At 64.3% G+C, this 22,187-nt stretch carries 17 protein-coding genes; 3 read left to right on the plus strand and 14 right to left on the minus strand.

Annotation, left to right across the window (positions count from 1 at the left end; translation table 11 throughout):
• Positions 1-21: 21 nt before the first annotated feature.
• From DRF71_RS13050 to DRF71_RS13070, 5 genes are all read right to left on the minus strand, one after another.
• Positions 22-4,974, minus strand: a complete 4,953-nt coding sequence (locus tag DRF71_RS13050; protein WP_112310932.1) for a glycosyltransferase — start codon at positions 4,972-4,974, stop codon at positions 22-24.
• 38 nt (positions 4,975-5,012) lie between these two features.
• Positions 5,013-6,278 carry an HAD-IIIA family hydrolase gene (locus tag DRF71_RS13055; protein WP_198672192.1) on the minus strand — a complete coding sequence of 422 codons (1,266 nt, stop codon included), beginning with the start codon at positions 6,276-6,278 and terminating at the stop codon, positions 5,013-5,015.
• Complete coding sequence (gmhA, locus tag DRF71_RS13060; protein WP_112310934.1) at positions 6,275-6,871, minus strand: D-sedoheptulose 7-phosphate isomerase; 597 nt, start codon at positions 6,869-6,871, stop codon at positions 6,275-6,277. Before gmhA ends, DRF71_RS13055 begins: the two co-directional genes overlap by 4 nt.
• On the minus strand, positions 6,856-7,887 hold the full coding sequence (locus DRF71_RS13065; RefSeq protein ID WP_198672193.1) for a GHMP family kinase ATP-binding protein: 1,032 nt from the start codon (positions 7,885-7,887) through the stop codon (positions 6,856-6,858). The genes gmhA and DRF71_RS13065 overlap by 16 nt, the downstream gene beginning before the upstream one ends.
• A gap of 72 nt (positions 7,888-7,959) precedes the next feature.
• Complete coding sequence (locus DRF71_RS13070; protein ID WP_112310935.1) at positions 7,960-8,694, minus strand: class I SAM-dependent methyltransferase; 735 nt, start codon at positions 8,692-8,694, stop codon at positions 7,960-7,962.
• Between the two features lie 263 nt (positions 8,695-8,957).
• On the opposite strand from DRF71_RS13070, the gene DRF71_RS13075 reads away from it, so the two are divergent.
• Both DRF71_RS13075 and DRF71_RS13080 read left to right on the plus strand, forming a co-directional pair.
• Complete coding sequence (locus tag DRF71_RS13075) at positions 8,958-9,707, plus strand: TylF/MycF/NovP-related O-methyltransferase (RefSeq protein WP_112310936.1); 750 nt, start codon at positions 8,958-8,960, stop codon at positions 9,705-9,707.
• An 82-nt stretch (positions 9,708-9,789) separates the two neighbouring features.
• Positions 9,790-10,797 (plus strand): SAM-dependent methyltransferase, encoded by a 1,008-nt coding sequence (locus tag DRF71_RS13080; RefSeq protein WP_112310937.1) that lies wholly within the window; start codon positions 9,790-9,792, stop codon positions 10,795-10,797.
• Between the two features lie 30 nt (positions 10,798-10,827).
• Here the strand turns inward: DRF71_RS13080 and DRF71_RS13085 are convergent, their stop codons facing one another.
• On the minus strand, positions 10,828-11,592 hold the full coding sequence (locus DRF71_RS13085) for a TylF/MycF family methyltransferase (protein ID WP_112310938.1): 765 nt from the start codon (positions 11,590-11,592) through the stop codon (positions 10,828-10,830).
• Positions 11,593-11,789: 197 nt separating this feature from the next.
• On the opposite strand from DRF71_RS13085, the gene DRF71_RS13090 reads away from it, so the two are divergent.
• Positions 11,790-13,109: a hypothetical protein gene (locus DRF71_RS13090; protein ID WP_157971070.1), complete on the plus strand. Its 1,320-nt coding sequence runs from the start codon at positions 11,790-11,792 to the stop codon at positions 13,107-13,109.
• 6 nt (positions 13,110-13,115) lie between these two features.
• Here the strand turns inward: DRF71_RS13090 and DRF71_RS13095 are convergent, their stop codons facing one another.
• The 8 genes from DRF71_RS13095 to DRF71_RS13130 form a co-directional block, all read right to left on the minus strand.
• Positions 13,116-14,033 carry a glycosyltransferase gene (locus tag DRF71_RS13095; RefSeq protein WP_112310940.1) on the minus strand — a complete coding sequence of 306 codons (918 nt, stop codon included), beginning with the start codon at positions 14,031-14,033 and terminating at the stop codon, positions 13,116-13,118.
• 57 nt (positions 14,034-14,090) lie between these two features.
• Positions 14,091-16,790 carry a M10 family metallopeptidase C-terminal domain-containing protein gene (locus DRF71_RS29050; protein ID WP_198672194.1) on the minus strand — a complete coding sequence of 900 codons (2,700 nt, stop codon included), beginning with the start codon at positions 16,788-16,790 and terminating at the stop codon, positions 14,091-14,093.
• Between the two features lie 26 nt (positions 16,791-16,816).
• Complete coding sequence (locus DRF71_RS13105) at positions 16,817-17,422, minus strand: hypothetical protein (protein ID WP_157971071.1); 606 nt, start codon at positions 17,420-17,422, stop codon at positions 16,817-16,819.
• Between the two features lie 52 nt (positions 17,423-17,474).
• Positions 17,475-17,948 (minus strand): hypothetical protein, encoded by a 474-nt coding sequence (locus tag DRF71_RS13110; protein ID WP_157971072.1) that lies wholly within the window; start codon positions 17,946-17,948, stop codon positions 17,475-17,477.
• A 212-nt stretch (positions 17,949-18,160) separates the two neighbouring features.
• Complete coding sequence (locus DRF71_RS13115) at positions 18,161-19,228, minus strand: endonuclease/exonuclease/phosphatase family protein (protein ID WP_112310944.1); 1,068 nt, start codon at positions 19,226-19,228, stop codon at positions 18,161-18,163.
• Positions 19,229-19,233: 5 nt separating this feature from the next.
• Positions 19,234-19,947 carry a TerB family tellurite resistance protein gene (locus DRF71_RS13120; RefSeq protein WP_112310945.1) on the minus strand — a complete coding sequence of 238 codons (714 nt, stop codon included), beginning with the start codon at positions 19,945-19,947 and terminating at the stop codon, positions 19,234-19,236.
• An 86-nt stretch (positions 19,948-20,033) separates the two neighbouring features.
• The gene (locus tag DRF71_RS13125; RefSeq protein WP_232831489.1) at positions 20,034-20,555 is read right to left on the minus strand and encodes a GNAT family N-acetyltransferase; all 522 of its coding nucleotides are present in this window, start codon (positions 20,553-20,555) and stop codon (positions 20,034-20,036) included.
• 21 nt (positions 20,556-20,576) lie between these two features.
• Complete coding sequence (locus tag DRF71_RS13130) at positions 20,577-22,145, minus strand: Ppx/GppA family phosphatase (RefSeq protein WP_112310946.1); 1,569 nt, start codon at positions 22,143-22,145, stop codon at positions 20,577-20,579.
• Positions 22,146-22,187 lie beyond the last annotated feature (42 nt).

Consider the following 22,187-nt stretch of genomic DNA (forward strand, 5'->3'; position numbering starts at 1 on the left):
ACTGCTGCACCCCGGCCCCGCTCAGCCCAGAACTGCCAGGGTCAGACCCGGGAAGCCCGTCAGGCTGGCATCCGCCTGCCAGCGCGGCCGGAGGCTAAGACCGGCAAGCAGCCCGGCATGGCGGATATGGGCCGGCGCGCGGGCGCCCGCCTCGTCGACCGGCAGACCCGAGAGGCTGTGATGCAACTGCCAGACCTGGTTGCGGATCGCCAGCACCGGCGGCAGGAAGAGGATCACTGCGCCGGCCTCCAGCGCGCCCTGGGCTTTCGCCCGGGTCAGGGCCTCGGCGGTGCCGTGATCGTCGAAAGCGTCCACAAGCAGGCAGGACACACCGGCGAAAAGCTTCGGCGCATGGCCCTCATGCTGGCCAAGCTGGATCATGCGCGGGCCGGGGCCCGGCTGTGCAGTCAGGCTGGTGCCATGCGGCAGCCACAGAAGGCAGTCTGCGACCGTCCCCGCTGCGCCCGAGGCCTGCAGCGCGGCCCGGGCCAGCCCGGCCGGATCGCGCAGCGAGGCCGGCGTGCCGGCGGGCATGTGATGGGCGGGCACGCCGTCCCGGGCATCGGCGCTGGCCGGCAAAAGCGGCAGCTGCGCCAGTTCGGCGGCGTCGAGGATCTCGGCCACGATGCGGTAGCCTGCCGCCCGCGAGGTGGTTTTCGCGACAAAGCGAAGCCCGTTCAGCGCCAGCCGCTGCCAGAGCGCCGCATCGGTGTAAAGCCGCTGCACCGCTGCGGCCATTTCCTCGGGGCTGTCGGCGATCAGCACATTCTCGCCATCGGTCAGCGCCATGCCCTCGGCGCCGACCGAAGTAGTCACCACCGGCAGGCCATGCGCCATTGCCGTAACGATCTTGCCTTTCAGCCCCGCGCCATAGCGCAAAGGCACCAGCATCACCCGCGCCGCGCCCAGCACCGGGTCGAGATCCTCGACAAAGCCCTCGATCTTCAGATTGTCCGAGGCCAGCGCCTTCATCTCGTCGGTCGGGTTGGAGCCGATGGCGCGGAATTTCACCCCCGCCATCTTCGCCCCCATCAGGGGCGCGACATCCTTCGCGTAATGCAGCACGGCGTCGACATTGGGGTAATGGCGGTAGCCGCCGAGGAAGACGATATCCTGCCGTTTCGCGAATGGCTTGCCAGCGCCCCTTGGCTCGTAAACCCAGGGGAAGACCACGACCTTCGCCGCAGGGATCAGCCCGGCCAGCAGTTCTTTCTCGAAATGCGAATGGACGATATTCACATCCGCCGCCTCGATGATCGACAATTCCACCCGTTTGGTGCTTTCCGGGGAAAGCCTGCTCTCGGCTACATTCGGGTTGTCGACATGTTTCGCGCGTTCCTCGCGCAGGAAATGCAGGTCGGAATTGTGGAAGATCACCCTGGCCGAAGGGGCCAGCCGTTGCACCGTCGCCAGATTGTCGCTGGCCGTGTTCACCCGGAACAGCACCACCGCATCATAGGTGTCGCCGGTCTGGGTCAGGTGATCCTCGACCGATTTCGCATAGGGATACAGTACGGATTCAATGCCATGCGCGCCCAGAAGTTCCGAATAATCCGGGATGAAGGTGAAGTTGGAACAGGGGATGAAGCTGATCTTATAGCCCAGATCGCGCAGGCCGAGCATCAGTTCAAGCGCGGTGATGGAACCCGCATCCTTGTCGGTTTCCGGGGTGATCTGGTCGATCACCAGCACGCGACCGATGCGGCCCCGGTCGGCGGCGCGGTCGGGATCGACGCCGTTCGGCCCCTGATGCGGCAGCACATGCGACCAGCGGTGTTTCAGCTTTTCAGCATTGATGACCTGGTAGGCCTTGACACCTTTCGTGGTGTCGGTCCCCGAGGTCACGCCCTCATAATGCACCACGCGCGACAGCGGCTGATACATGACGCTCAGCCCCATCGCCCGCAGACGGAAGGCCATATCGCTGTCTTCGCCATAAGCCGGGGTGAATTCCGGATCAAAGCCGCCGATCGCATGCGCCAGTGCGCGCGGCAGCAGGATCGCGGCGCCCGAACAGTAATCCGCCTGGCGGGCATATTGGAATTTCGGCGCCTCGGGGTCTTGCAGCCGGCCCCAGTTCCAGCCGGAGAAATCATCCCAGATGATGCCGCCCGCCTCTTGCAGCCGCCCGTCCGGATAGATCAGCTGCGAGCCCACCATGCCGGTGCCGGGATGCATCTCGAACGTATCGACCAGCGCCGAAAGCCAGCGCGGCGTCACTTCGGTGTCGTTGTTCAGATAGCAGATATAGGTTTTCGTGGCCTTTGTCAGACCGGCATTGCAGGATCCGATGAAACCGCGGTTTTCCGGGTTGCGGATATAGGTGATGTTGTCCCTCGCCGAGAGCATGATCTCGGTCATATCGGACGAGCAGTCATCGACCACGATCACCTCATAGTCGATATCCTGGGTGTTCAGCCGGATCGAATCGAGGCAGCGCAGGGTATATTCGATCTGGTTATAGACCGGGATGATCACCGAGACCGAGCGTTTCGGCAGATCCACCGGCGCGCCGGTCGAGGCCCGCGCCAGCGCCAGCGTGCGCGGCGAGATCTGGCGCAGCAAGAGCTGCGTCTGCGTCGTCAGCGCCGGCGATTTCGGCGGCACCAGCTGCAATTGCTGGCCGTAGCGGTTGATGATCGACAACCGCAGCCGGTTTTTCATCTTCTTCGGCAAGGGCAGCGCGCGGAACAGCGGGAAGGCCACCCGTTTGAACCGCCGCACCAGCCGGCTTTTCAGCCGCGCATTGTGCAAAGCGCCCTGATATTCGCGGTGCAGCCCGGCGATCTCTCGGTTCAGCCGGTCGATCTCGGCGCCACCTGCGGCGCGGTCCTCGCCGATCAGCTGGTTGAGCCGGGCCTCTTCGGCCGAGAAAGCCTCGCGGTCGAGGCGGCGCTGCATCTCGGTCTCGTCAAGCAGGGCGCTGCGTTCCGACAGCGCCGCCTGGTCCTGGGTCTTGTCCTGAGACAGCGCGGCCATCTGTTCCAGCAGCGCGGCCCTTTCTCCGGCCAGCCGGTCGTGATCCTCTTGCAGCCCGGCAAGGCGGGCGGTGCTGGCCGCATCGGTCTCGATAAATCCGGCGCGCTCGGTGTTCAGCCGGGCGATTTCCGCCTCAAACGCGGCACTGGCTGCGGCCTGCTGCCCGGCTTCGGCCTTCAGCCGGTCGATCTCTTCCCGCAGCGACGCACTGGCTGCAGCCTGATGTTCGACCCCGGTCCCGGCCTCGGTGTTGAGCCGGGCGATTTCCGCCTGGAGCGCGGCAACCGTCGCGGCCTCATCCTCGGCCTGGGCGCGCAGCTGGGCGATCTGGCTGTCGCGGCCCGCCAGCTGGTCGGCGGCTTCCTGTTGCAGACGGGCATACTCCTCGCTGGCCTGCTGCCGTTCCTCGGTCAGCAGCGATTCCAGCATCGCGGCCTCGGACCCGGCCCGGGCAAAGCCTGCCGCCTCGCGCCGGTCGCCCTCTTCCTGCAAACGGGCAAATTCCGCCCCGGCCTTCGCCCTTTCATCGGCGATCAGCGTTTCAAGCCTTGCGATCTCGCCTGACGAGCGGGCCAGAGCCTCGGCCTCGCGCCGCTCGGCCTCTTGCTCCAGCCGCTGGAATTCCGCCGCCGCGCGCTCCCGTTCCGAGCCGATCAGCTGTTCCAGACGCGCCTGTTCAGACCCCGCGACGCGGCGCTCATCCTCCAGCCGGTTTTGCAGGCTGGCCACCACGAGGCGCGAGGCCTCGCGTGCGGAAGTCTCGCGCGTATCGGCCTCTTCGCGCAGCCGGGTGAATTCGGCACCGGCCTGGGCGCGCTCTTCTTCGATCAGCTGGTTCAGCCGGTCGATCTCGGCAGCGGCGCGGCTGCGGTCTTCCAGCAGGGCGGCATTCTGTGCCTCGGCCTGGGATTGCAGCGCCAGCCGCAGCGACCCCGCCTCATGGGCCAGCCCGACCGCCTCGAACATGCGGGCGATGTTGCGCCCGGCGCGGTCCTCGCCCCGGTCGATACTGTCAAGAAGCTGCGCCACTTCCGGCGCCACATCCTTGCCCGGCGCCAGCACACCAAGGCCATTGCCAAAGGGGAAATTGCAGGATGGGCCCAGCCCGCGGATCTCTTCCCACAGCTGCCAGACCCCGAAATCGTCGCTGGTCACGGCAGTGTCGTGGAAAAGCACCACCCCTCTGGACGAGAGCTTGGGCCGCCAGGCGGTGAAATCGGCGCGCACCGCCTCGTAAGTGTGCAGCCCGTCAATATGCAGAAGGTCGATGCTGCCATCGGCAAAGCCCGCCAGCGCCTCGGCAAAGGTCGCGCGCAGCAGCGTGAGCGAGGGCCCGAACTGCGCGGCACGGCGCATCAGATCGGGCAGGATCGCATCGCCGTCATAATGGCCGGCATGGTCGTCGCCGCCCCAGGTGTCGATGCCGATCACCCGGCCGGTCTGGCCCAGATCACGGATCGAGCTGGCCATGGAGAGGAGAGAATCGCCCTTATGCACGCCCAGCTCGACCACGAGGCGCGGCTCCAGCAGCGAGATCAGCGCGCGGGCAAAGGGGAAATGTGCGTGCCAGCTGAGAACTTCGGTCGCATGGTCGCGTCCGGCCCGCATCGCCTCGCCCAGAAGGTGATCGACAAGCCCGGCGGCAACCGGCTGCGTGGTCGCGCGCCGGGCAGGCGCTGCGGTGACGGGTTTTGCAAGGGCGCTGGTCGCCGGTTTTCCGGCGGGCAGCGGTGCGGGTTTGCGCCGTGTGGGGATATGCGGCGCTGTCGCCTGGCTGGCCGCAGCTTTGGCCGTTTTCTGCGTGTCGGCTTTGGTTTTGCCTGGCCCCGTTTTCCCGGCCCCCGTCTTTTCAGCTCTGGCTTTTCCCGGACCGGCACCCAGCGTCGCAGAGGCGGCGGCAAAGGCTGCAACCTTTTCGCTCTGCACCCCGTCGGCCTGCGCTTTCCTGGCCGCTTTGCGGTCGGATTTCTTCCTGGTCTCGGCGGGTTTCGTCATCTGGCTATCGCTTCTGATTGGCGCTTCCGGTTCTCGCCTCAGGGCGAGCCCAGCGGGTGAGCGGTCTTCAACAAATCCTGCAGCACATCATCCAGCCGTCCATCCTGGAAAAGGCCGGACCGGATCCCCGCCGTGCGGGCGGCCTGCAGATCGCTTTCGCGGTCTCCTATCAGGAAGGAGCGGGTGAGGTCGATATCCATGTCCCGGGCCGCGCGCAGGATCATGCCTGGATTGGGCTTGCGGTCGGGATGGTCAGGGTGGCGCAGCGCCCCGATCTGCGCTTCGGGGTGAAAGGGGCAGTGGTAAAAGGCGTCGATCCAGCCGCCGTGACGGCGCAGGGCCGCGTTCAGCGCCTGGTGGAACAGATCCATTTCGGCTTCGCTGTAAAGCCCGCGCCCGATCCCGGCCTGGTTGGTGACAACCACGGTCTGAAAGCCCTGCGCCCGGGCGAGGGCGACGGCCTCGGCGGCGCCGGGGATCAGCTCAAGATCGCTGATGCGATGCGTATAACCGGAATCGCGGTTCAGCACGCCGTCACGGTCAAAGAACACCGCCGGGCGGCGGGTGGCGGCGGGCAGCGCTGTCTGCGCCTCAGCATAGGTTTCGGGCAGGCCGATATCTATGAAGAACCCCTCTTGCGGCACGGCATGCAGCAGACCCGCAGCCGCCAGCGCGGGATAGATCTCCTGCTCGATGGAGCAGGGCAGGGCGGTGATGCGGTCCAGCACTTCGGCCGGCAGCACGGTCAGCCCGGCATTGATCTGGCCCGGACCCGCAACGCCCTTTTCGCGAAAACCGGTCACCAGACCGGCGGCATCGGCCTCGACCCGGCCGAAACGGGCGGTGTCGGGAACGGCGCGGGTGGTCATCACGGCATGGCCCCGGGGCAGGGTCTCGGCCAGGGCGGCGACCTGGACCGGATCGCAGCCAAAGAAACTGTCGCCATTCACCAGGAAGAACCGGGCGTCCAGCTGACCCTTCAGCAAGGTCAGCGCGCCGCCGGTTCCCAGCGGTTCCTCCTCGCGGCTTTCGCGCAGGGTGACGGGGCGTCCGGTCGGTCCATGCCAGCGACCCGAGGTCTCTCCCTCGCGGATGAACCCCTCGAAACTGCCGGCGAGATAGCCGGTCGAGAGGATGATCTCCTCGACCCCCGCGCGGGCGAGCCAGGTCACCAGCGTATCCAGAAACGGCCTGCCGGCGACCGGCAGCAGCGGCTTGGGCGTGGTTTTCGTCAGCACCCCCAGCCTGGTGCCGAGGCCGCCCACGAGCAGCACCGCCTGCCTGACCGCCGGGTTTGCCGTCATGCGAGCTTGCCGAACATCCGCGCCTCGACCAGGGCGCAAAGCAGGTGATAGGTCACCAGATGGCATTCCTGGATGCGCGGCGTCACCGGCGAGGGCGCGATCAGGATATGGTCGCACAGCCCCGCCATTTTGCCGCCGGTGCCGCCGGTCATGCCGACGACGGTGATGCCGCGTTCTTTCGCCGCTTCGATGGCTTTCAGGATGTTCGGCGAATTTCCCGAGGTCGACAGTACCGTCAACACATCGCCCTTCTGGCCAAGCGCTTCGACCTGGCGGGAGAACACGCGCTCATAGCCGTAATCATTGCCGATCGCGGTCATAATCGAGGTATCGGTCGAGAGCGCGATCGCTGCCAGACCCGGACGGTCGAAATGAAAGCGCGACACGAATTCACCCGCGATATGCTGCGCATCGCCGGCGGAACCGCCATTGCCGGCAAACAAGAGCTTGTTCCCTGCCTTGAGCCTGACTGTGTAAAGATCCGCCACCGCCGCCGCCGCCTCGCGGTAGGCGCGGTCCTCATAGAGGGCGGCGATGGTCTGGCGCGAGGCGTGGAATTCGGCCTCGATGAAATCCTCTATCGCACGGTCCATGCCTGGGCCCCCTCACTGGTAAATGTGCAATTGAACACGGTGCCATCATGGGCTTTCAGCGCCCGCAGCACGGTGGGTTTGCGCTCGGGCGGGACCGAGATCATTATGAAGCCGCCGCCACCTGCGCCCGAGATCTTGCCGCCATGCGCGCCGGCAGCCATCGCGGAGTCCAGGACCGCCTCGATCCCGTCATTCGAGATCGTCGAGGCCATGTCGCGCTTGGCGCTCCAGCCCTGGCGCATAACCTCGCCAAAGGCGGGGAAATCGCCCAGAAGCAGCGCCTCTTTCATCTGCCGCGCCTGATCCTTCAGCCGGTGCATCGCCTCGATGGATTTGGTGGCGCCCGATTTCACATTGCGGACCTGTTCGTCGATGATCTGCGCCGAGGCCCGCGAACGGCCCGAGAAATACAGGATCAGCCCCGCCTCCAGCTCGGACACAATCGAGCGGCGCAGGCGCAGCGGGTTGATGATCACCCGGTCATCGCCGTAGAATTCCATCAGGTTGAAGCCGCCAAAGGTGGCCGCATACTGATCCTGCTTGCCGCCGGCAAGGCCAAGGTCCTGGCGCTCGATCACGAAAGCCAGATGGGCGATTTCATATTCCCCCAAAGGCAGCCGCAGGAATTCCGCCATCGCGGTGATTACCGCGACCACCATGGTCGAGGAAGAGCCAAGGCCCGAGCCCGGCGGCACATCGGCATGGGTCTGGATGGTGCAGGCAAAGGGCTGGCCCTTGCAGTAATCCGCCACGATCCGGTTATAGCATTGCGCGATCAGCGCCAGTTCGTGATCGACCGGCAGTACCGGCACCGCCGGATGGGTGAATACGGCCTCGATATCCAGCGCCTCGAACGAGACCTGGCCGTCATCGCGGCTTTGCACCGTGCAATAGGCATGCAGCGAGATGGTGGCATTCAGCACCATGCCGCCGAAATCATCGGAATAGGGCGCCACATCGGTGCCCCCACCGGCCAGCCCCAGCCGCAGCGGCGCTTTCGCGCGGACCTTGATCATCTGTCTCTCCCTCACGATCAGACAGCGGAACGCGCGGCCCGTCACCACGGGACCGGCCGCGCCGGCCTTATGTCAGATTTCGCTGTCGTTGAGGAAGGGCGGATTCGTCGGATTGGCGGCTCTGAGCGTCTTCTGGTCGTCGCGATACTGGTTCAGATGCAATCGCACCTCGGGCAAGGGCTGTGCGGCGTCGCGAATCCGTGCCGCAGCCTCCAGCTCGGCGGGCGCGCGTTTGCGGATCACCACTTCGATGCCGCTTTCACCAACAGGGGTCATGGTCTGGTCATAGCGCGGCAGGGCGTAGCGATAGGTCTCGTCCAGCAGCTCGACCTTTTCGACCGCCGCATCGGGGCCCAGCCTGCACAGCATCTCAAGCATATTGATCGAGCGCGGCGACCAGGAGCGGTCCTTCTTCATGGTGAAGGTGTTCTTGTGGTCGCGGTTGAAGGTCGAGGGGAAAATCCCCTGCTCATAGAGATCTTCCTCGGGCAGGGCGAAAATCACATAGCCGCCGGGTTTGGTCACGCGGACCCAGTTCTGCAACCCTTCCAGCGGATCGTTCAGATGTTCGAGGCAATGGCTGGAGAACACGAAGTCGAAGGTATTGTCCCCGACACCGGCCATGAACTGCGCATCGCCGTCATTCAGGTCCCAGGTCCGTACCGAGGTCATCAGCGGGAAGAACTCGGCATAGAGTGCCAGCGGATCGGGAGCCCCCCCGATATCGACGCCGCTGCCCTTGAAATACTTCCGGACAAACCTCGAATCCGAGAGCCTGCGGGCTACCGACTTGCTGCATTCTTTCATGATCAACCTGGGTCTGGGGACAACAACCCCCGATCCACCTGCCGGCCCGGGGCAGGGGGACCATAGACCAGGCGAATCGCGGACTGCAAGGTGAGTGGTGGCCGGGCAGGGCAATCCATACCGGATTTGCCTGTTTTAGGGCGGAGATCTGCCTGGTGGCCTGTGCCGGGGTAAGGAGTTCCCTGCACCTGTTGCGCGGAGAAGCCCTTTCTATTAACCGATGTGCAAATGGCATATCCCATGTGAATGAAAGGTGCGGCGAGATGATTAAACTCCCGGAGCTGACCGACGCCCCGCGGCGACATAAGGGTCGCGATGTGCGCGCCGCCTATCAGCGGGGTTGGGGTCTCCAGTTCAGCGACCTCGCCGATCAGGTGCGCAAGGATCCGCTTTACCGGGCCGCGATTGCCTCGGGCGGTGATCGTTCGGTGGTCTCGGAACACAACCGGATGAACATTTTCCTGCTGCTGCGCTTTTTCCTGCCGCAACTGGCGCCGGGCCATATCGTCGAATTCGGCGCCTATCGCGGCGGCTCGTCGTTGTTCATGGCCAAGGTCTGCAAGGAAATCATGCCGGAAACAAAGGTTTACGCCTTTGACACCTTCGAGGGCATGCCGGAAACCGACGCCAATCGCGATGCCCATCGCAAGGGCGATTTCGCCGATACCAATTATGACGAGATCCTCAAGCTGCGCGACAAATACGGGCTCCAGGACAATCTGGTGCTGGTGAAGGGCCTCTTCGACGAGACCGCGCCGAAGATCCTGCCGGAAATCGGCCCGATCCGGCTGAACCATATCGACTGCGATATCTATACGGCGGTCAAATACAGCTATAGCTGCTCGATCCCGCATATGGTCGAGGGTGGCTACTGGGTCTATGACGATGCGCTGTACTCCAGCTGCATCGGTGCGATGGAAGCGGTCGAGGAACAGCAGATCCAGGAGGCCGGCCGCTTTGCCGAGCAGGTCTACCCGCATCTGGTCTACCGCAACTGGGACCCGAAAATCTGATACCTTTCTGCTGAACCACGCTATCCTGCCGCCGGGGTGACCGCCCCGGCGGCAGTCTGATTCCCGGAAAAGGATAAGCCAGATGGAAAACGCGGCGGAAAACGCGCAATCCGAGCATCAGCGGCGCATCGGGGAACAGATCGCCCAATATGCCAAAACCGAGAATATGCATGCCCAGCTGCCGGATATGTTCAGCTACTGGCAGACGAAATATTTCGGCCCGCGCTACCGGGCGCTGACCGGCACGAAGAACTTCCTTGAGCTTTACGTCTCGGTCTTTGTCGACCGCATCCGCCGCACCGGCAATAAACGGGTGGCGAGCCTTGGCTCGGGCGATGGCGCGGTTGAGGTGCAGATCGCGGCCCGGATGCGCGAGGAAGGGGTGGAGGATTTCGAATTCCACCTGATCGAATTGTCGCCGATCCAGAATGACCGCGCAAAGGCCAAAGCGGCCGAGCTGGGGCTTGAGGCACATTTCATCCCGGTCGAATGCGATTTCAACACCTGGCGTGCGGGCCAGCCCTTTGCCGCTGTGATGGCGCATCACGCATTGCATCATGTGCTTGATCTGGAACATCTTTTCCAGGCGATCCATGATGGGCTGGAAGACGAGGGTGCCTTTGTCACCTTCGACGTGATCGGCCGCAACGGTCATATGCGCTGGCCCGAGGCCTATAAGCTGATCAACCTGATGTGGCATTTCCTGCCCCCCGAAAAGCGCAGGCATCATCTGCTGAACCGGCTGGACGAGGATTTCTTCAATCACGATTGCTCGACACAGGGCTTTGAGGGGATTCGCGCCCAGGACATCCTGCCCTTGCTGGTCAGGACCTTTGAGTTCGAGGTCTTCTACGCCTTTGGCAACCTGATCGATGTCTTCACCAGTCGAGGCTATGGGCAGAATTTCAGCACCAAAGACCCGCGCGACCTGGCCTTTATCGACTTTGTCGAAGAGCTGAACGAGCTGCTGCTGGAACAGGGCTACCTGAAACCCACGCGCCTTTGCGCCGTGATGGGCAAGCATAAGATCGCCAATCCGCGTTTCTATCGCGGCTGGACGCCGGAACAGATGGTCCGCCAGCCAGACTGAATTCAGTCTGGCTGAGTCAGGTGGACCGAGTCAGGCAGGTGGCGGCAGGGTCTTGCGCCACCACACGCCTGTCCAGTCGACCTGGCTCATCGGGTCGGTGATGCCCCGCGCATGGCGGAAATCCAGCACCGCCTCGCGGCAGGCAGGGATGGCGCCGAAATCGTCGATGATGCAGAACCCGCCGGGACTGAGGCTGTCGTAAAGATTGACCAGCCCGTCCATGGTCGATTCGTACATATCGCCATCCAGCCGCATCAGCGCCAGTTTGCGCCCTTTCAGCCCTGGCAATGTGTCGCGAAACCAGCCCTTATGGAACTCCACCTGGTCGTCCAGCAGGTCGTAAGCCCGGAAATTGGCCTGAACCTGTTCGAGCGGAATCGCCAGCTGCTCATAGGTGTAATGTGTGTCGCCGGAATCGGCGGGGTAGTCGCCTTCATTCGGTGGCGGCAGGCCCTCGAAACTGTCGCAGACAATGACCTTGCGGCCGGTTTCTCCATGCGCTTTCAGGATGCCGCGCATCAGGATACAGGCGCCGCCGCGCCAGACGCCGGTTTCAATGAAATCGCCCGGCACATGGTCGGCCAGGGCGCGCTCGGTCAGGCTGCGCAGATTGGTCAGCCGCGCCATCCCGATCATGCTATGTGCGACCGAGGGCCAGTCCTGCCCCTTTTCGCGCAGGCCCGCGTGATAGGCACCGCCTGACCAGGGGTCCTGGGGATTGTCGCCATAGATCGTATTCGCAATCGCCCGGGTCAACAGATCGGCGTAAAGCGCTGCCGCATCGGCATTGGCCATGAATTCCCGCTCCTGTCTGCGTCCGGTTGTGGCGAATCTAGCAGTGCCACAGGGGCGAGACAACGCGGATCGGCGCCCCATCCGCCCTCGCGCTTGCCGGGGAGGGCGCGGTTTGATAGCGGGGAACGGGTATTCGCCCGGGTGCGGGATAGTGGGTTACGGAGCAGATGCAGGGGCTGGACTATATTATCGGAGGTATGCCGCGCGGTGGGACCACGGCGGTCGGCAATATCTTCAACGCGCCCCGGACCAGCTATTGCTACGCCGCCGAAAGCCACTGGCTGCCTTTGATGAGCGAATTCGCCGGCCGTGCCGCGATGCCGGATTTTTCTGCCCCGATCGTCCGCCGTATACTCGAAGATCAGAACCACAGCGTTTTGTATGAGATGCCGCGCTTCTCGGTCACGCGCGGCGCGCATCCGAGAGCCCTGATCTTCGATGAGGCCGATCTGGGGCCGCTGGCCGATCAGCTGATGGAGGCGCTTGGACAGGGCCAGTCCGGTGAGAAGCTGCATCTGACCGCACTCGCGATCCTGCGGGCGCATATTTTCCGCAAGACCGGGCGGCGCTATCTGGGCGAGAAAACACCCAGCAATATCTTTGCCTTCCGCGATCTCGGCACGCTGGGCGCCAGGGCGGCGATCTCGGTCACGCGGGAGCCTTTCGCGGTGCTGCGTTCGATGCGCAAGCGGGCGGCGGATGCGGGCGATGCCAATAACGGCCCCTTCCGCTGGGATTTCTACCGGCTCCTGGGGATATGGCTGGAATATGCCGGCTGTATGCAGGCGCTGAAGGGGCGGCCAGTCCAGATCCTTTTGCGCTACGAGGATATCCTGCAGGCGCCGGGCCGGGTGACGGCCGATCTCTTCCGCGCCACCGGCGTCTCCTCGGGCTGGCTGGAGCGGCGGCGGGCGCGGATCCGGTTGCGCGAACGCTCTCCCCGCCAGGCCTGGAGCGGGTTTTCCGGGCATGAACGCGCGCTTTTGCTGGCGCTGACCCGTGACCTGCGGCTGGCCCAGGGTTACGGCGATGATTTCTATGCCGCCGACGGCATGCCGCTGGCCCCGGCAGCGCCGCAGTTGCCATCTGACGGGGTGATGCCGGTCTGGGGCGTCAATCCGCGCGCCGAGAGCGAGCCGGTCTGGTGGCTGATGCGCGAGGGCTGCCTTGCGCTGCATTCGACGCCGGATGCGGGCAGTCTCGCGCTGCATTTCTGGTGCAATTTCCCGTTGAGCGTGGTCGGTACGGGCGAGGTGGCGGTGATCTCGCTGACCGATCCGGCCAGTGGCGCGGAAATCGCCCGGGCCGAGGTGGCGGGCGGCTTTGCCGGCTCGGTGCCGGTGATGATCGACCTGACGCGGCTGGCGCCCTTGCTGGAAGGCGGCGGTGGCGCGGTGCGGCTGGTGAATTTCCGCGCGAGCCACGCCTTTCGCGGCTATCTGACCGAGGCGCCCGACCGCCCCGGCGAGGTGCTGAGCCACGACCGGCGCGAGGTCTCTTTCGCGCTGGTGACCTGACGCGGTTCAGATCCGGCCGGTTGCGACCAGCAACCAGAAGGCAGTCTGCGCGATGCGCGACTGGTAGCAGACGCCCGAACGGCGCATCAGCGCGATGCTTTGCGGCCAGGGCGCATCCAGCGCCCGGGCGAAAAGCTCCAGCGCGGCGCGGTTTTCCGGCGTCAGCAGGTCCCGTGCCGCATTCAGCGCCGCAAGGTTCTTCCGCGCGAGATCGGTATAGTCGCGGCCGAGATAGCGCCGCAGCCGGGGCAGCAGCGAGCCGATTCCCCGGTTCGCCCCGACCAGATTGGCGCTGTGCTGGCGGTAAAGAACATTCGGCTCGGGGTCGTAAAGCGCAGCCCCACCGGCGCCGGTCACGATCTGGTAAGCCCACCAGTCATGCAGCGGGAATGCGGGTGCGCCGGCCTCTGCCTCTTGCAAAAGACGGGCGGCGGCGGGGTTGATCAGCATCGTATTGCCACTGAGCACATTCTGGACCAGGGCATTGCGGAAGGTCAGCGGGCGGCGCGGCAAAGGCGACAGGCCGAGCGGCGCGAGCCGGGCATCGACATAACGCATCCGGTTGCCGCAGATCGACGGCCCGTCGCCTGCCGCCGCCAGCATCGCCATACCGCGCGCCAGCCGGTCGGGCAGCCAGACATCATCCTGATCGGCAAAGGCAAGAAATCCGCTTTCCCCTCCCTCGCGCAACAGATGGCGGAAATTCGGGGTGGCGCCGCGCCCCGGCCCCCGGATCAGGCGAACCTGGCCCTCGGGCCGCGTGGCGGCGAAACGCCCGGTGATCACAGCTGTCTGATCGGTGGAGCCGTCATCCGACAGAATCAGCCGCCAGGCCGGGTGGCTCTGCGCGGCGATGCTGTCCAGCTGTGCCTGGAGGTGGGAGGCGCCGTTATAGCTGGCGAGCAGGATCGTGATCTCGCGCAACGGTGGCTCTTTTCAACAGGGGGGGCAGACCGGGGATGCCCGCTCCGCCCGGTCAGATCAGATCACGACAAAATCGGCCGCAGTCAGCGCCGGGGTGTTGTTCAGCGTTGCGAAATGCACCGAAGCTGCCCCGCCAACGCCATCGGCATCATAATAGAGCCGCCCGGTCGTGTTGTCATAGATGATCCGCTGCGCCGCCGTCGCCGCTGCGGTGCCGCCGATCCGCAGCGCGGTGGCTGCAAGCGTGCCGGTTGCGGTCAATGCGGTGAAGACCGCATTTTCCAGCAGGATCGTGTCGTCAACCGCCGAGAAATCCATGATCACATCAACATTGGTCGGGCCAAGGGTGGTGTTGAACACAAAGACATCGGCGCCGACACCACCATAAAGGGTGTCATTGCCAAGCCCGCCATGCAGCGTGTCGACCCCCGCTCCGCCAAGCAGGATGTCATTGCCGCCACGGCCGTTCAGCAGATCATTGCCGTTCAGACCCTCCAGCCGGTTGGCAAGGTTGTCGCCGCCCAGCACGTCATGGTTGTTCGAGCCGATGAGGTTCTCGATCAGAACATAGGTATCGCCGGCCGCGATACCGGTATTGCTGTAGGCCAGCAGCATATCGGCGCGGATACCAAGGATGGTGTCAACGCTATAGGCCACCGTATCGATACCAGCACCGCCATGGAACAGATCGGCTCCGGCACCGCCATACATCGTGTCATTGCCATCGCCGCCGTAAAGCGAGTCATTGCCGGCGCGGGCATTCAGCACATCATTGCCGCCCATGCCGGTCAGGATATTGTTCTGGCCGTCGCCGCCCAGCACGTCATTGCCGATCGAGCCGGTCAGATCCTCGATGCCGCTATAGGTGTCCCCTGCCGCAATCCCGGTATTGGTGCCCGGATTGGTCAGGTCGGCCCGGACCCCCTGAACGGTATCGACGTAATAGCCCGCGACATCGCGCCCGGCACCGCCGAACAGTGCATCCGCTCCGGCGCCGCCCAGCAATGTGTCATTGCCGTCACCGCCATACAGCGTGTCATTGCCGCCCCGCGCATTCAGCAGGTCGTTACCGGCAAGCCCGGAGAGGTGGTTGGCGGCGGCATCGCCCCCAAGCACATCGGCAAAGGTGGTGCCTTCCAGCCCTTCGATACTGACGAAGATATCGCCTGCCGCATGGCCGGTATTGCTGCCCATGGCGGTGAAGTCGACCCGCACACCCGCAGTCGCGCCGAGCGCATAGCTGGCAATGTCGAGCCCGGCGCCGCCATCCAGCGAATCCGCTCCCAGCCCGCCGATCAGCGTGTCATTGCCATTGCCACCGAACAGCGAGTCATTGCCGCCATTGCCGGCCAGCCGGTTGGCGACAGCATTGCCGGTGATGCGATCTGCGCCGCTGCCGCCGGTTGCATTCTCGATCACCGTGCCGCGCGCGATCACCACATTGCCGATGCCTGCGCCGACATTGGAATAGACCAGTTCGACCAGCGAGATGACCTGGTTCTGGCTGAAGACCGAGAAATCCAGCGTGTCATTGCCGGCGGTGTCATAGACGGTGAAAGCAAAGGAGTTATTGGCGTAGATGCTGGGATTGGCGGGCGTGATCCCCCCCCACATGTTCAGCAATTGCTGGAAGGCGCCGCCGAGATTGCCTCCCGGGCCCCAGACCGAGTTGCCGGTCTGATAGCCCGCACTCCCGGCGCCATAAAGGTTCTGGATGGCAATGACATCGGCCGGCATGATGGTGGCCAGATAGCCGAAACCATTCGGGTCGAAGGTATTCTCGTCCTGATTGAAATAGGACATGATCGTCGCCGACCAGCTGTCATTGTCGTAAAGGTTGTGGGTGCCCCAGGTCGCCGCACCATTATAGGGGCCGGCATGGCCCAGACCAAGCGCATGGCCGACCTCGTGGATATAGGTCTGAAGCATATATCCGTTGAGGTTCAGGGTGTCCCAGCTGTCGTTAACGTTGACAAAGGATCTGGTGATCGAGTTGCCCGTGTAATCGGACCAGGCATAGGCTCCGGTTGGATCGGCATCGTTGAAGGTCAGTTGGGCTGCGGTCTGAACGGTCAGCTCATAGGCGCCGGTGCGGTTGGCATAATCCTGGGCCTGCAGATAATAGGTGCCCGTCGTCGTTGCGGTGAAGGTGATATATTCACCGGCGCCGGCATTGCTCGGGTCATCCGCCGTGGTGATCACGGTGCCGGAGCTGTTGAGCAGTCGCAGCACCGGATCAAAGGTGGACGAGCCGGCCCGCGCAAGCGAGAACATATAGGTCTGTCCTGCAACCAGCGTAATCTGGTAAACGTCGTTATCGCCCGCCACCCCGATTGAGCCCTGGACGACGGTGTTGGTGCTGATGGCCGCGGCGGTGGAGGTGGTGCCTCCCACATCCATGCTTTCAGTGAATGCAGCGGGGGTTGCTCCGACATTGACGAAATTGATGCCGGTGGCTGCGGACCAGACCGAAAGCGAATACTCGACAATTGCCGAAGCCCCCGGTGAGAGCATCGCGGTTGAATAGGTGATGGTGCGGCTGGCCCCGAGATCGAAGGCGCGCCAGGAGCCGCCATTGAAGCCCCAGTAGCCATCGGTCAGATAGCCGGCGATCTGGTCGATCGTGTAGGGGGCGGAAGTGCGGTTTTCGTTCATCATCCCGGCCAGGGGCGTGCCGGTCGTGCCTGTGATATGGCTGTCATAGACCGCAAAAGGGTCCGTGTTGGTAAGGGATTGGGTTGCGCAGAGAATACACATCATTGGCTCCGAAAAAATGAAACGCGTCAGCCCGCCAGCGGAATTTCAGCAATAGCACGGTGGTAAAGACTGTTTCTCGATTGTGGCGTAAGTTTGCGATCCATCGCAGAAACCGAGAAATTTTCTGTTTCCAGTTTCCTGCCTTCCGCACCCGTCAGGCCAAGTACCAGGCTGAGATTGTTGTCGGTTGCCAGCAGGATGCGGATCTCAAGCGAGGGGCGTGCATCGGTTGCATCGGTCAGCACGAAGGGCTGACCCGGATGGGCCACCTCAAGGGCGGACAGCATTTCGGAACAGACGATGCGGCCATTATCACCATCCACACGCCCGGCGATTGTGCAGAAGACAGGGATGGTCTGGCTCATCTTCTTCGCTCCGCCGGCTTGCGACCCACCGTCTTGTTTCACGGCCCCGGTCTCGGCTGCAACTGGAAAACCATGAAAAACGAACAGCATTGTGACACAGAAGACGACCCGTGCGGTCACCTGCAGGATGCGGCGCCAGTGATTGTTCCGGCAAGGGAACGGGCTGGCATATGCGGGTTCTGGCGACGACATACGACGACTTCCCTGCCAGCAGGCTGCCGGTGATTGAGACAAACGAATAATTAACTTTTGCCCCGATTCGATCAACAGGGGAATTCTGACCTGTCCTGCGGCCTCCTTCCGGGGCAAGCCGCCCGGATTACAGCTCGATCTCGCCATTCGGCCCGGGGGCCGGCGGCGGGCCGCGCGGCGCGGGTCTTTCAGGCGCGGTCTCGCCGTCTCGCCCGCCCTCGCGGCCTTCCGGCGGCAGCGGCAGCTTGCGCCGGATCAGGATATCGCCATTTTCCAGCATGACCGGCATGTCGTAATTCTTCACATCCTGCATCAGCTTCGCCAGCTCGCTCAGCTGCGGCCCGAGCGCGTCGATATGGGCCTCGATCTCGGGGGCGATCTCACGAAGGGCGCCCTCCAGCTCGGCGATGGAGGGTTCCATCTCATTCATCAGCCCGCGCAGAAGCAGCTTTGCCCCTTCCTCGATCAGCGAGAAGCCCTTTTCGGTCTCTGCCTCCCTTTCGGAGCTATCCGGGGCGGATTGGGCATGGAGCGGGTACAGATGCGGCAGAGGCAGCGGCGCCAGAGCCAGAAGGCACAGCGCCAGCCCGATCTCGGTCAATCCAATCCTGGGCAACCCAATCCCTGTGGACCCGAACCGGCGCCGCCGGATGCTGCGAAACAGAGGGCCGGGGCGCATGAAATCAAAACGCATGGGCTGTCCTTTCCTGCGGGCATCGCAACCGGGGCCGGGGCAGTATCACCCGCCCCGGCCGGGTTTCGCAATTCACAACAGATTGCGGCGGCGGGCCCCCGCCACCTTGCCCCGCCACCTTACACGGCCAGATCGACCGTGACGGGAAAATGATCCGAGGCCTGTAAAAGCGCCTCGCGCAGGTCCGGCAGCGCCATGATGCGCGGGTCCTGGAACGGATGCCAGATCCGCCATTCGGGCAGCGGCGTCATCAGCCCGGGCGAGACCATGACGAAATCCAGCAGCGCCTCGAACCAGCGCTTTTGCGGCGCAAGCCAGAAGCGTGCCGTGGTCGGGCAAAAGCCAAAGCGCGAACAGAGCGCCATATCGGCATTCGGATCGAACAGGCGCTGCGCCGGCTCGCGGTCCTGACCCAGCACGATTTCAACCCCGCTGCGGCCGAAGAGTTTCTCGAACTCATCCAGCCCCGGCCCGTCATTGAAATCGCCCAGCACGATCAGATCCTCGCCGCGCGCCAGATGTTCGGTGACGCGGGCGCGGATCCAGATACATTGCGCCAGTTGCTTGCGGCGGTTCTCGATCGAGATGCGGATGCGCGAGGGCTCGTCAGTGGCGCCATGCGGGTTTTTCGATTTCGCATGGACGCCGATCAGCCGCAGGCTCCGGCCCGAGGGCATGGTCAGCGCCAGCTCAAGCGGCGGTTTGGAAAAGCGGATCGTGTCGGGCGTCTGATCGGTGTCGAGGTCGTAGCGGAAGGTGCCGTCAAAGCGTGGCGCCTCGTCAGCATCCACCGCCGGGCCGCGTTTGCCGGTCGGATCGCCGATCGGGGCATGGCGCACCTGCAACCGGTCGGGATCATAGAGAAAGGCGATTTCCTGTTCGGTTTCCGAAGAAAACCCATGCACCACCCGGCGTGCGCGCAGCCCGTATTTCTGGGCGAACCATTCCAGCGCCCGCACGGTCGAACGGCGGGAGGTGGTGTCCGGCCCCTCGATGATCATAATCCCGTCGGCATCCATCGCGGTGAAGACGATGCCAAGCGCCCCCAGCTGCGCGCCGCGGCTGATGCCGTAGCGGGCCGAGGGGCGATCATCCTCATAGCCATGGCCGAGATCGTCGAACAGCTTGTCGAACCATTCGATATTCCAGGTGGCGATGCGCAGGTTGGGGCGGTCTGATGTGGTCATGGCAGTCAGGCCGCCAGCCGGCCCGAGAGTTCCTCCCAGGCGGCATTGATGGCGATCAGCCGGCGTTCGGCCAGATGCACCGCCTCGGGCGGAACGCCGCGCGCGGTCATCACATCGGGATGGGTGTCGCGCACGAGGCGCTTCCAGGCGGTGCGCGCGACGTCGATACTGGCGCCATAGGGGATTCCCAGGACGTCATGCGGATCGCGCGGCGCCCCTTCGACCAGCCTTGCGCGGACCGCGTTGAAACAGCCGTCATCCAGCCCGAAAATCCCCGCCACATGGCGCAGGAACTCATCCTCGCCGGGGTGGTAGCTGCCATCGGCCAGCGCGATCTGGAACAGGGCCTCCAGCACATCCAGCAGCACATGATGGTCATCGGCGCAAAGCCGGCGACCTTCGGGGTTGAACAGCCGGGCGATCTTGCGGGCATAGGAATCAAAGCCCGCAATATCCTCACGCGCCAGGTTGAAGACGCGGGCGGCATGGGCCTCTTCGCCATCCGGGACGGTGAAGATGCGGCGAAAGGCGGTGACCTCCTCGCGCGAGACCTCGCCATCCGCTTTGGCCATTTTCGCGCCAAGCGCGATCACCGCGATGGTGAAGCCGATGGAGTTCTCGGGGCTGGTGCCGCCGCGCAGCCGGTCGAAGACAACAGAGAGCGGCTCGCCCCGGACAAGGGCGGCGAGGGCCTCGGAGATGCGGGTCCAGATCGACATGGCGAAAGGATATAATGGGAATAGAGGAATGTCCGGTGAGAATATTCTGCTTTCACGACATTCTCATATCGGCCCCTCTTCCCGCGTCACAACTCTTTGGAAAAGAGCAAAAGATCGAGATAGCGGCCGAATTTGAACCCGGCGCCCGGGATCGTGCCCGCAAGCGTGTAGCCAAGCGTTTCGTGAAAGGCCCGCGCCCCGGGATTCTCGCCGGAAACCGCAGCCACCATGATATGGGCACCCGCGCTGCGGGCATGGGATTCCACTGCCTGCATCAGGGCACGACCGACGCCCAGGCCCCGCGCTTCGGGGGCGAGGATTACCGTATGTTCCATCGAACGGGCATAGCCGGCGCCGGCGCGGAACTGGCTGTAGGTGGCGAAACCCAGCAGACCGCCTGCAGGCGCGCGGGCGACAAAGAAACCCTGACCCGCCGCCTGGCGGTCGCGGATCAGGGCTGCGACCTCGGCGGCGCTGCGCGGTTCGGGCGCGAAAGTGATCGCGGTGTCGCGCACCCAGGGCGCCCAGAGCGCGGCGATATCGGCACCGTCCGCGAGTTCTGCCGGCAGAATGCGCGCGGGTTCGGGCACGGTTTCAGGCTCTGGCACGGGCTCTGGCTCTGGCACCGCTCAGGCTTCGCCTGGCTGTGTGACTTTGGCCTTTGCCTTCAGCGCGGTGGTCAGCGAGGCAAAGCGCGCCTGGGCGACCTCGCCGTAAAGGTCCTGGCCGTCTTTGGTCAGCTCCAGCCCGAGAAGGCGCTTTTTCGGCGCCCAGGTCAGATGTCCGGCCTGGGCCGGATCGCCGGCGGCAAACATCGCGCCAAAGCGCAAAGCCTTGCCCAGCACCTCGGCCAGGCGCAGCTCGTCATCATTCAGCAGCCGGAACAGCGGCTCCATCCGGTTGCCCGCGCGGCTGTTCTTATAGCGATGCAGCAAGGCGAGGCCCAGGAAAACCCGGCCCGGATGGTCCAGCCCGCCCAGATTGGCGCGGGTCGCATTGTCGAAACAGGCCTCGGCGCGGTAATCGGGATGCGCGCGCCAGGTGGTGTCGTGCAAAAGGCAGGCGGCCTTGATCAGCCGCATCTGCCCCTCGCTTTCGCCTTTGAACAGCGGCAGCAGGAATTCGAACAGCTTCTTCCCGAGCCCAGGGATGCGGGCCTGGCTGCGTTCGGTCATCCGCGCCGCCTCGATCAGCGGGTCGCGTTCACGCAGGCGTTCGGGCATCTGCTCATAAAGCAGCCCCTCGCGGATACCATAGGCGGAAATGTCGATCTCGCGCGGTTTCAGCACCTTGATCAGCTCGCGCAGCACTTCGCAGGCGATGGGGACCAGTTCCATCCGCTCGGCCGAAGTGCCGGTGCGGGCGCGCAGCACCGCCAGATCCGAGGCGGCGATCCAGTCCAGCGTGTCCAGCAGGCTTTCCGGTGTCATGCGGTATTCATGCAGCACCAGCAGCGGATAGTTCCGCCGCTCCATATCCAGCCGCGCGATCACCCGCCAGGAGCCGCCGACGAGATAGATCCGCTCGCCCTCGGATTTCAGCTGCGATTGCACGTCTTTCAGCACGCGGTCGATATGGGACTGGCGCTTTTTCACGCCACCCTCCAGCTGCAAAAGCCGGAAAGGGCCAAGCCGGGTCGAGACCCGTTTGCCGACCTTGCCATCGCCGATGCGGGCAAGCTCCATCGAATTGCCGCCGATATCGCAGACAAGCCCTTTCGCATCGGGCCAGCCCAGCAGCACGCCCTGGGCCGAAAGCCGCGCCTCTTCCGGCCCGTCCACCACATGGAGTTTCAGCCCGGTCGCGCGCAGAATCTCGGCCTGGAAATCGGGGCCGTCGCTGGCCTCGCGGGTGGCGGCAGTGGCCACCACCGTCAGCGGGCCGATATCCATGCCCCTGGCCAGCAGCGCAAAGCGTTTCAGCGCGGCAAGGGCGCGGACGCGCCCCTCGGGATTCAGATGGCCGGTCGTCACCAGATCCTTGCCCAGGCCGCACATGATCTTTTCATTGTAGAAATAGGCCGGGCTGCGGGCTGCGCCGTCAAACACCACCATCCGGACCGAGTTCGATCCGACATCGACCACCCCCACCCTGGACAGCGCCCGCGCCCCATCGTCCTGGAACAATGGCCGCCCGAAGGGCGCCCATTCTTCCTCATGCTTTGCGGCTGCGGGGGGGGGCTGGGTGTCAGGGCTCATCGCATCTCACGGGTCATCTGGTCTTCTTTTTGCGCCTGGCTG

This window comes from Pseudogemmobacter bohemicus (assembly GCF_003290025.1).
GTDB classification, from domain to species: Bacteria; Pseudomonadota; Alphaproteobacteria; order Rhodobacterales; family Rhodobacteraceae; genus Pseudogemmobacter; species Pseudogemmobacter bohemicus.